5 protein-coding genes are annotated in these 3,392 nt (G+C 65.6%); 2 read left to right on the top strand and 3 right to left on the bottom strand.

Annotated elements, in window-relative coordinates:
* Window positions 1-147 precede the first annotated feature (147 nt).
* Window positions 148-897, top strand: a complete 750-nt coding sequence (locus tag LN996_RS23330; RefSeq protein WP_231343471.1) for an SDR family oxidoreductase — start codon at window positions 148-150, stop codon at window positions 895-897.
* A 130-nt stretch (window positions 898-1,027) separates the two neighbouring features.
* Window positions 1,028-1,261, top strand: a complete 234-nt coding sequence (locus LN996_RS23335; protein WP_231343473.1) for a hypothetical protein — start codon at window positions 1,028-1,030, stop codon at window positions 1,259-1,261.
* A gap of 25 nt (window positions 1,262-1,286) precedes the next feature.
* Here the strand turns inward: LN996_RS23335 and LN996_RS23340 are convergent, their stop codons facing one another.
* From LN996_RS23340 to LN996_RS23350, 3 genes are all read right to left on the bottom strand, one after another.
* Window positions 1,287-1,721, bottom strand: coding sequence for an acyl-CoA thioesterase (locus LN996_RS23340; RefSeq protein WP_159706417.1), 435 nt, complete (start codon window positions 1,719-1,721; stop codon window positions 1,287-1,289).
* Window positions 1,722-1,799: 78 nt separating this feature from the next.
* Window positions 1,800-2,303 (bottom strand): GNAT family N-acetyltransferase, encoded by a 504-nt coding sequence (locus LN996_RS23345; protein ID WP_231343476.1) that lies wholly within the window; start codon window positions 2,301-2,303, stop codon window positions 1,800-1,802.
* Between the two features lie 127 nt (window positions 2,304-2,430).
* Window positions 2,431-3,087: a histidine phosphatase family protein gene (locus LN996_RS23350; protein WP_231343477.1), complete on the bottom strand. Its 657-nt coding sequence runs from the start codon at window positions 3,085-3,087 to the stop codon at window positions 2,431-2,433.
* Window positions 3,088-3,392: the final 305 nt, after the last annotated feature.

Consider the following 3,392-nt stretch of genomic DNA (forward strand, 5'->3'; position numbering starts at 1 on the left):
CGCCCCCCGCCCGCCGCCGCCTGCCGCGGCCCGCGCCCCCCCCGCCCCGCCCGCCCACCCCCCCCCCCCGCCCCGCGGCGGCCGCGGGGGCGGGCCGCCCCCCCCCCCCACTGAGCCCCACCGATTCCCCACCTTTTGGAGAACCCAATGTCTTTTTCTGACTACACCACCGCCCTCGTCACCGGAGCTTCCACCGGTATGGGTGCAGCCATTGCCGAACGGCTTGCCAAGCGCGGCCTGACCGTACATGCCGTGGCCCGCAACGAGGAACGCCTCGCCGAACTGGCCGACCGCACCGGAGCCATCCCGCACGTCGTGGACCTGACCGACACAGCCGCGCTGGCCGCCGTCGTGAGCGACCTCAAGGTGGACGTCCTGGTGAACTGTGCCGGAGTTTCCCGGCCGGGCAACATCCTGGACTCGTCCGAAGAGGACATCGACGAGCTGGTGGACGTGAACCTTCGTGGCCTGCTGCAGCTCACCCGTCTGGTCCTGCCGGGCATGGTGGAGCGCGACCTCGGCCACGTCATCAACATCAGCTCCATCGCCGGTGTCTACAACTTCTACGGCCACACGGTTTACCACGCCACCAAAGCGGCCGTGCACCAGATCTCCCGCCAACTCCGGAACGACACCGTGGGCAAGCGCATTCGCGTGACCGAGATCTGCCCCGGGCGGGTGGAGACAGAGATCTTCGGCCGCAACCTGGGCGGCACGCCCGAGGCCATGGAAGAAGCCTGGCAGACCTACTACGAGGGCTATGAGTCGCTCACGACCGACGACATCGTGAACGCCCTGGACTACGCCATCGAAACGCCGCGCCACGTGAACGTGGGCATGCTTGAACTCATGCCGACGTTCCAGGTTCCTGGTGGCCTGACGTTCGACCGCCGCTGACTGTCCCGATTCAGCAGCCCTAAGGTTCCGGTGGCATCACTCCCGCCACCGTAAAAACACGCGGGCGGCCGCTCCCCCGCGGCCGCCAGCACCCGTTTAACCGCTGTTTTACGAGTGAAAGTCACAGCTGATGAGAAGGGCATTGTGCCTCGCCGACAGGAGAGACTGGGACGCCGAGGACTTCGATAACCTCGACGAATACCGGCAGGAGCCGCGGAGGCAGCAGCTGATCTGCATGGCCTGCGGGGGCAAGGCAATGTTCCGCACCGCCGGGCCTGGCCGTAAAGCGACGTTCAGCGCACGGCATACCGACGACTGCTGCCTGAACTCCCGCACATGGACCGTGTTCCGGTACCTGCAGTAGCGGCCAGCGCCCGACGGCGGGTGGTTCAGTCTTCGTCGAGCGTCTCTGTCAGGTGGTGCGTGGGGATGCGGTCGCGGTCATACGTGATTTCCGTATAGCCGTGCGGCTGCGGACGGCCATCCGCGCCAAGGTTCACGAACACGATCTCCTCGATGGTCAGGATCGCCTGCCGCGTGATCATGTTGCGGACTTCCGCGCGCATGGTCAGCGACGTGCGTCCGAAGCGTTTCGCAGTCAGCCCCATCTCGATCAGGTCGCCCTGGACTGCTGAGCTCACAAAGTTGATTTCGGAGATGTACTTGGTGACTGCGCGGCCGTTGCCCAGTTGAAGGATGGCGTAGATCGCGGCCTCTTCATCGATCCACTTCAGCAGGCTCCCACCGAAAAGCGTGCCGTTGGCATTGAGGTCCTCGGGCCGCACCCATTTACGGGTGCGGAAGGTGATGTCTGCTTTTTCCATAATCCGAGATTATCGAACTGACGCGGCCTCCGCTTGATGTTGCGCATGGGTTCCGCAGCCCGCCAGGCCATCGCGGGGCTAAGCCATCGCCGTGTGCGAAGCACTGTGGGAGTCCAGGCGCTTGGAGTAGCAGTACGATTCGTCGACGCCCACATACGGGCCGAAGTTCGGCACGGAGGCGAAGCCGGCACTTTCGTAAAAGCTTCGGCCGTCCGACTGGGCTGACCCGGCCTCAGCCGCGATCACGCTGAATCCATGGGAGTGGGCCTGGGCTTCGAGCGCTGCCAGGATGGAGCTCGCTACTCCTGACCCCCGGGCGTAGGGGACCACATACAGCCGCTTGATTTCGGCTGTCTTCTCATCGAGCATCCGCAGCCCGCCACATCCCAGTGGCTGTCCGGAGCATTTCTCGTAGGCAACAACGAAGACGGCCGTGTCTGCTTCCGATGGAGGAGGTCCGGGCTCATGATCCGTGCTGCCGAACCGCGCGTCGAGTTCGGCCTGCTGTGCTGCCCGGAGATCGGCGCCCACGGGGTTGGCCCACGTGACCTGCCGAATGTTGAGCCGTGGGTTGGTCTGCATTTGTGCCTCAATTCGCCGGGTTTCGTCGGAGGTGTCTATGCGTCTCAAGCCTACGGAGCGGTGGTTACCGTGGTGTTTCCTGCGCGTAAGCGTCGGGAGAAATGCTGGCTGCCTCTGCGTTGTGGGGCTATAGCGCTTCACCCGTGGGGTCATCTGCGGTTTGGTCTGCCAGGGCCATGCCGCCCACAGGGATCTGGTCCCAGTGCAGCACCTTCCAGCCATTTCGTGGGTCGCCTTCGAGAGCCACGATTCCGGTGTTCGGGAGCTGGTGGGTTTCGGCAAAAACGGTGTCGATGTCCGTCGCCCTCCGACCCGCCCAGCAGCGGATCGCCGCTCCGTGGCTGACGATCGCGGCCGTCTCGTGTCCCGCGGCCGCAACGAGCTCCACGGAAGCATCGAAGCGGGCGAAGAAGTCGTGCCCGTTGAAGGCGCCTGGCATCCGGACGTCGAGGTCTCCGTCCGTCCAAGAGAACACGGTGCTCATGTACCGCAGGTGGGACTCGTGGTCAGTCTTTTTCTCCAGCGCGCCGGCTTCGATCTCATGGACGCCGTCCAGGATTGTCGGTTCCAAGCCCGTGGCTTTGGCCAAAGGAGCGACCGTTCGCTGGGTGCGCAGCAGCGTCGACGTATAGAGGGCCTGGATGCCTTCATCGGCCAGGGCTTCGGGCAGGGCTGCCGCCTGACGCTCGCCGAGTTCGGTCAGCCCCGGTCCGGGGAACGCCGTGTCCAACTGGCCCGCTACGTTGCCGGGTGTCTGTCCGTGCCTGATCAACAGGAGCTTCATGGTTGCTCCGCTCCTTACGTCGTAGCTGTTCGGGCACGGAGGCGCTGCGCTCCTGCCCAGTTGCTTCCAGCCAATCAGTCGCCGCATGCCGTGCACAGCCCGACACGCCGTGTCCCGAAGCTCCAGACAGGATGCTTGGCAGAGCAGCGCGGAAAGAACCCGCCTCCGCTCACCAGCCGAAACGCCGCCCGGGGGGGGGGGGGGGGGGCGCCCCCCCCCCCCCCCGCGCGGGGCGGGCCGCTGAGGAAGATGAGGGGGAAGGGACGGACGGGGGAGACCAGGAGAGGGAGGCCTCGGAGCCAGCG

It is taken from the genome of Arthrobacter sp. AK01 (assembly GCF_021109375.1).
GTDB lineage: Bacteria > Actinomycetota > Actinomycetes > Actinomycetales > Micrococcaceae > Arthrobacter.